Raw genomic sequence first — 6,404 nt, forward strand, 5'->3', positions numbered from 1 at the left:
GCGCGGCGCCGAGCGGGTCAGTGAGGCGCTGGCGGAGCTCGATCTGAAAAATGCCCCGGCGTTTTCCCCCTTCGTGCCGCTTTACGAGATGCTTGCCCAACAGTTGCCCGAGGCGGTGCTGGTGGGCGACTCCACCGCGCCGGTCTACGCCGGGAACCATCTGGTCAGCCAGCCGGCGCCTCGGCGCTACTTCAACGCCTCGACCGGCTACGGGACGTTGGGCTACGGGTTGCCCGCCGCGCTCGGCGCAAAGCTTGCTCAGCCGGCGCTTCCGGTGGTGGCGCTGGTCGGCGACGGCGGGGTGATGTTCACGCTGTCCGAACTCGCCACCGCCGTCGAAGAGCAGATCCCGATCGTCGTTCTGCTATGGCATAACGCGGGCTACGAAGAGATTCGCCGCTACATGGACGACAACGGCGTGGCACGCCTGGGCGTGGACCTTCAGGCACCCAACTTTATGACCCTAGCCGATGGCTTCGGCTGCCCGAGCGTGCATATCGAAAGCCCGGCCGAACTGGCGGTGGTGCTTGCCGAGCGCGACCACCAACGCCCGCTTCTCATCGAAATCGACTCTAGCGCCTGGCAGCAACGCATCACTCCCTCGGAGACACCATGAAAACCCTCGATCAGCAGTTCATCGGCAACCGCTGGGTGGCCACGAAAGCGACCCGCACCCTTGATGTGATGAATCCTTACCGCGAGGAGGTGATCGCCCGGGTCACGGCAGGGGATTCGGCCGACGTCGACGCCGCCGTGGCGGCGGCTCGTGCCGCCCAGCCCGGCTGGCAGGCGCTGGGTGGCGAAGCGCGAGCCCAGTATCTCGACGGCTTCGCGCAGGCCCTCACGGCGCGGCGCGAGGCGTTGATCGAGCTGAGTGCCACCAACAACGGCAAGCCGCTGCTGGAGGCGGGCATCGATCTGGATGACGCAATCGCCTGCTACCGCTACTACGCGGGGCAAGCGCGGGCGCTGGACGCCCGCCAGGGCGAACGCGTCGAGGTCGAGATGGAGGGAGTCGAGGCGCGGGCCTACTTCGATCCCGCCGGCGTGGTCGGACTGATCACACCATGGAATTTTCCGCTGGTCACCAGCGCCTGGAAGCTCGCCCCGGCGCTGGCCGCCGGCTGCACGGTGGTACTGAAGCCTTCCGAGGTGGTGCCGCTGCCGGAGCAGGCGCTGGCGGAAATCGCTCTCGATATCGGCCTGCCCGCCGGCGTGCTGAATCTCTTGAACGGCGACGGTGACGGTATCGGCGCGCCGCTGGCAAGCCACCCGGAGGTCGACAAGGTGTCGTTCACCGGCAGCAACCGCGTGGGCGAGGCGGTGATGAAAGCGGCCGCCGCCCGCACCGCCGGGGTGTCACTGGAGCTCGGCGGCAAGTCGCCGATTCTGGTGATGGAGGACGCGGATCCTTCGCAGGCTGCCGAGTGGGTGATGGCGGGTATCTACTTCAACGCCGGCCAGATCTGCTCGGCGACTTCGCGCCTTCTGGTGCACGAAGACGTGGCCGAGGCGCTCTATAAAGAGCTCGCCATGCGCATGGACGCGCTGACTCTGGGCGATCCGTTTGATGAGGGCACCGACCTTGGCCCGCTCACCAGCGCCAGACAGCGGGACGCCGTCAACGGCTACCTGAAGATCGCCGAACAGGAAGGGCTGAGCGCGGTGCGCGATCACACCCACTACGCCTTGCCCGAGCAGGGCTACTTCGTCGCCCCCACGCTCTACCGCGACGTGTCGTTAGAAAGTCGCCTGTGGCGCGAAGAGATCTTCGGACCGGTGCTCTGCGCACGCAGCGTCAAGGATGAGGCGGAAGCGATCAAGCTTGCCAACGACAGCGACTTTGGCCTCGCCGCCACGGTGATCAGCGGCGATACCGAGCGAGCCAACCGCATCGGCCGCGCACTCAAGGCCGGCAGCATCTGGTACAACAGCGAGCAGCTGGTGCTACCGGAAACCGCCTGGGGCGGCTTCAAGCGCAGCGGCACCGGCCGCGAGCTGGGCCCCTGGGGGCTAAGCGCCTATCTCGAGGTAAAGCACGTAGTGGGACCGAGCTAACGCGCCGGCATCGGGTAGCGCCGGTCCCATTTCCCCGCCTTGACCACCTGCCCGGGCACGTCGTGGCCGACCAGCTCGGGCAGCGTGGCGGCGATCTCCAGCAGGGCGTCGAGGTTCACGCCGGTGTTCACGCCCATCGCTTCGAACATGTGTACCAGGTCCTCGGTGCAGACGTTGCCCGTCGCCCCCGGCGCGAAGGGGCAGCCGCCGAGGCCCCCCAGGGCGGCATCGAAGCGGGTGATGCCCGCCTGCCACGCCGCCAGCGCGTTGGCCAGACCCATGCCGCGGGTGTTGTGCACGTGCAGGGTGAAGGCGGTGGAGGGCCAGCGGGTGATGACCGCCTCGCACAGCGCCTTGACCTGGGCGGGGTTGGCCATGCCGGTGGTGTCGCACAGCGTCACCCCGTCGATGCCCAGCGCCGCCAGTTGCTTGATGAGTGCCAGCACGCGCGCCTGGGGCACCACGCCTTCGAAGGGGCAGCCGAAGGTGGTGGAGAGCGAGGCGTTGATGAACACGCCGCTTTCGCGCGCCACGCTTACGATCTCGGCGAAGCGCTCGAGCGACTGCTGTGGGGTCATGCGCAGGTTGGCCAGGCCGTGGCTGTCGCTTGCCGACATCACTAGGTTGAGCTCGTCCACCCGGCAGGCGAGTGCGCGCTCGGTGCCCTTGAGATTGGGCACCAGCACGGTGATATCGACACCGTCGCGGCGCTCGATGCCCTGGACCACATCCGCCGCGTCCGCCAGGTTGGGGATCGCCCTGGGCGAGGTGAAGGAGGTGGCTTCGATACGCGCAAGACCGGTTGTCGAGAGCGCGTCGATCCAGCGGATCTTTTCCGCCGTGGGGACGAAGCGCTTTTCGATCTGCAGGCCGTCGCGAGGGCCGACTTCGTTGATCTCGATGCGCTCGGGGCAGGGGGCTTGGGGGATCATGGCGTGCTCCTCAAATGATGCCAGCGCTACGCAGCTTGGCGCGGGTGTCCGGGTCGATACCGAGTTCGTCGAGCACGTCCTCGGTGTGCTGGCCAAGGCGCGGGCCGCCGTTGCCAAGCCTGCCCGGGGTGGCGCTGAGCTTGGGCAGCACGCCTGGCACCTTCAAGGGCTCGCCGTTTTCGCGCGTGAACGTCTGGATCATCTCGCGGGCGATGTAGTGCGGGTCAGACGCAATGTCCTTGGCGGTGTAGGGGTAGCCCGCCGGCACCCGGGCCTCGTCCAGCGCCTCCAGGATGACGTCGCGCGGGCGGGTCTGGGTCCAGGCCTCGATCGCTTCGTCGATCATCTGCGCCTGCCGGCTGCGTCCGTCATTGTGGGCGAGCGCCGGGTTCTCGGCCAGGTCCGGGCGGCCGATCACGCCCATCAGGCGCTTGAAGATGCTGTCGCCGTTACCGGCGATCAGCACGTACTCGCCGCCGTCACAGCGGTAGGCGTTCGACGGCGTGATGCCGGGCAGGGCGCTGCCGCCGGGCTCGCGTACCTGGCCCGTGGCGTCGAACTCCGGCAGAAGGCTCTCCATCATGGCGAAGACCGACTCATGCAGGGCCACGTCGATCTCCTGGCCCAGGCCGCTCTTCTGGCGCTCTTGGAGTGCCAGCAGCGTGCCGATCACCGCGTAGAGCGCCGAGAGCGAATCGCCGATGCTCACCCCCACGCGCACCGACGGCTCGCCAGGGTGCCCGGTCAGGTAGCGAAGCCCGCCCATCGCCTCGCCGATGACGCCGAAACCGGGCTTGTCGCGGTAGGGGCCGGTCTGGCCGTAGCCTGAGACGTGCACCATGATCAGGCCCGGGTTGAGCGTAGAGAGCGTCTCCCAGCCCAGGTTCCAGCCGTCCAGCGTGCCGGGGCGGAAGTTCTCGACCACCACGTCGGCTTCGCTTGCCAGCCGGCGCGCCAGCGCCTGGCCCTCTTCGCTTCGAAGGTCGAGCGCCACGGAGCGCTTGTTGCGCGACTGCACGTGCCACCAGAGCGAGGTGCCCTCTTCGAGTATTCGCCACTTGCGAAGCGGGTCACCGGTGCCCGGTGGCTCGATCTTGATCACGTCGGAGCCGAACTCGCCGAGCAGCTTGGTGGCGAAGGGGCCGGCGATGAGCTGGCCGAGCTCGAGCACCTTGAGGCCCGCCAGGGGTAGCGCGCGAGACGCATCGCTCATGACATCGCTCCTTTGAGAAATGATTGGCCGAGGCGGCCGGGATGGCGGGCAGCATGCCTTCGCAAGGGGGCGGGAGACAATTAGGCAAAGGGCAAACCAGGTTTCGCCGGCGGCGAAGCATCGTCTTTTATCACCGCCTTTGTCATAGTAGTGGCTTTCGGCTTCGCGCCGTTCGTCATTCAAGGAATTCCATGCGCCGTTTCGACCTCGTCAGCCTCAAGCTCTTCATCTCCGTGGCGGACGAAGGGCGGCTCACCGCCGCCGCGCGGCGCGAGCATCTGGCGCTGGCGGCGGTCAGCAAGCGTATCAGCGACCTGGAAACGCTGGTCGGCACCACGCTGCTCTACCGGCGCCCGCGGGGCGTCGAGCTGACCCCGGCCGGCCAGGCCTTCCTGCACCACGCCCGGCGGATCATGGACGACATCGAACGCATGCAGGCGGAGCTCAGTGAGTATGGCGACGGCGTGCGTGGCCACGTGCGCCTCCACTCCAATACCTCGGCGATCATCGCCTTTCTGCCTCAGGATCTGAGCGCTTTCGCCCGTGCCTTTCCCCAGATCAAGCTCGACTTGCAGGAGCGGGTCAGCAGCGAGGTGATCGCGGCGCTGCGCGACGGTCTCACCGACGTGGGCATCTTTGCACGCCACGTGGCGGCGCCCGATCTCGAGGTCATGGCGTATCGCCGCGACCGGCTGGTGCTGGTCGTGCCTCGCGAGCACCCGCTGGCCGAACGCCGGAACCTGGCGTTTCTCGAGACCACGCGCCACGACTTCATCGGCCTGCAGCAGGACGCGTCGCTGCAGACGTTGCTGCACGAGCAGGCCAGCCGCGCCGGCCAGACGCTGCGCATGCGCATCCAGGTGCGCAGCTTCGACGCCATCTGCCGCATGATCCATCACGGCATGGGGATCGGCATCCTGCCGGAAAGCACCCTCGACGGCCGCGATCTCGACGCGCTCCAGTTGATACGCATTCCGCTGAGCGACCCCTGGGCGCGCCGCGAGCTGGTGGTGGGCATGCGCCGCTACGCCACCCTGCCGGTCACGGCGCGACATCTGGTCGATCACCTGACCGGCACCGACCGTCTCGATTTGAGCTGAGTTCGCGAAACGCGAAGGCGTGCTTCATGAACGTCGATTTGAGCGCATGCGCGGCTTGTTTCAAGATCGGGCGCGACACACGCCATTCTTCGCCATAACGATAAATTGAGAGAACCCATCTCATGCAAAAGACACTGCTGGCCACCCTGACGACACTCGGCATGCTGGCGGCGGCGCCCTTCGCGCTCGCCCAGCCGATCGAGATCCAGGTCAACAACACCATGAGCGAGGGCGGCTCGGAAAGTGCTGCCATCGAACGCTTCGCCGAGTACCTCGAAGAGCAGGCCCCCGGGCGCTTCAACGTGCGCCCGTTTCTGGCCGGGTCGCTTGGCGGCGAGGACTCGGTGCTCGAGCTTCTCAACTTGGGGCAGACGCAGCTGGCGCTGACCGGCGGCAACTGGCGTCAGCAGTACGCGCCGGACTACGACGCCATGACCGTCCCCTTTCTCTTCACTACCTGGGAGGAGGTGGACCACTACCTCGAAAGCCCGTCGGGACAGGCCTTGATCGAGCGGGCCGGCAGCCGCGGCGGACTGACTTTTCTGGGCCTTCAGCATCGCGGGCCGCGCCACATGACGGCGAACAAGGAAATACACTCACCGGCGGATCTGCAGGGTTTCCGCCTGCGCATGCCGTCGCTACCCATCTGGCTCGAGGTATGGCAGGAAATCGGCGCGCAGGTGGTCAACGTTCCGGCGCCGGAGATTTATCTGGCGATGCAGACTCGCCAGGTGGATGGCCACGAGAACTCGCTCTCCTCGCCCTATACGCGCAGGCTCTGGGAAGTGCAGGACTACCTCATCATGACCAGCCACGTCCAGTTCCCCTGGAGCTGGGTCGCCAGCACCCGCTGGTGGGAGGGTCTCGATGAGGAAGATCAGGCGCTGATCGGCGAGGCCGTGGACGTGGCGCGCGCTTACGGCAACGAGCAGGAGCTCGAGCTCGACGTCTTCTATCGCGACGCGCTCGAGGAGGAAGGCATGACGGTGATCGAGCCCGATATCGCCGCCTTCCGCGAGGCGGCGCAGCCGGCCATCGACCGCGTGTTGTCGGACATGGCCGACGGCGTGCGTGACGACGCCCTCGCTGCCGGTCGGATCG

6 protein-coding genes are annotated in these 6,404 nt (G+C 67.1%); 4 read left to right on the top strand and 2 right to left on the bottom strand.

What is annotated here, in order from left to right:
- Together BIS11_RS08685 and BIS11_RS08690 are read left to right on the top strand one after the other, a co-directional pair.
- Positions 1 to 616, top strand: a 616-nt coding sequence (locus tag BIS11_RS08685; RefSeq protein WP_253585930.1) for a thiamine pyrophosphate-dependent enzyme, incomplete at its 5' end; no start/stop codon positions are given.
- Positions 613 to 2,058: an aldehyde dehydrogenase family protein gene (locus BIS11_RS08690; protein ID WP_253419920.1), complete on the top strand. Its 1,446-nt coding sequence runs from the start codon at positions 613 to 615 to the stop codon at positions 2,056 to 2,058. The genes BIS11_RS08685 and BIS11_RS08690, both read left to right, overlap by 4 nt.
- Here BIS11_RS08690 and BIS11_RS08695 read toward each other — a convergent pair.
- Both BIS11_RS08695 and BIS11_RS08700 read right to left on the bottom strand, forming a co-directional pair.
- The gene (locus tag BIS11_RS08695; protein WP_253419916.1) at positions 2,055 to 2,990 is read right to left on the bottom strand and encodes a hydroxymethylglutaryl-CoA lyase; all 936 of its coding nucleotides are present in this window, start codon (positions 2,988 to 2,990) and stop codon (positions 2,055 to 2,057) included. The genes BIS11_RS08690 and BIS11_RS08695 overlap by 4 nt on opposite strands.
- A gap of 10 nt (positions 2,991 to 3,000) precedes the next feature.
- Positions 3,001 to 4,203, bottom strand: coding sequence for a CaiB/BaiF CoA-transferase family protein (locus BIS11_RS08700; RefSeq protein WP_253419913.1), 1,203 nt, complete (start codon positions 4,201 to 4,203; stop codon positions 3,001 to 3,003).
- A 191-nt stretch (positions 4,204 to 4,394) separates the two neighbouring features.
- Here BIS11_RS08700 and BIS11_RS08705 point away from each other — a divergent pair, with 191 nt between their 5' ends.
- Together BIS11_RS08705 and BIS11_RS08710 are read left to right on the top strand one after the other, a co-directional pair.
- Positions 4,395 to 5,303, top strand: coding sequence for a LysR family transcriptional regulator (locus BIS11_RS08705; protein ID WP_253419910.1), 909 nt, complete (start codon positions 4,395 to 4,397; stop codon positions 5,301 to 5,303).
- 122 nt (positions 5,304 to 5,425) lie between these two features.
- The coding region (locus BIS11_RS08710) for a TRAP transporter substrate-binding protein (RefSeq protein ID WP_253585931.1) at positions 5,426 to 6,404 on the top strand (979 nt) is incomplete at its 3' end.

The organism is Halomonas sp. 707D4 (assembly GCF_024158685.1).
Taxonomy (GTDB): domain Bacteria; phylum Pseudomonadota; class Gammaproteobacteria; order Pseudomonadales; family Halomonadaceae; genus Vreelandella.

Bases quoted from the DNA above. Each gene is read 5' to 3' on its own strand.
- BIS11_RS08690 (WP_253419920.1), top strand. From the start codon at position 613: ATGAAAACCCTCGATCAGCAGTTCATCGGCAACCGCTGGGTGGCCACG.
- BIS11_RS08695 (WP_253419916.1), bottom strand. From the start codon at position 2,990: ATGATCCCCCAAGCCCCCTGCCCCGAGCGCATCGAGATCAACGAAGTC.
- BIS11_RS08700 (WP_253419913.1), bottom strand. From the start codon at position 4,203: ATGAGCGATGCGTCTCGCGCGCTACCCCTGGCGGGCCTCAAGGTGCTC.
- BIS11_RS08705 (WP_253419910.1), top strand. From the start codon at position 4,395: ATGCGCCGTTTCGACCTCGTCAGCCTCAAGCTCTTCATCTCCGTGGCG.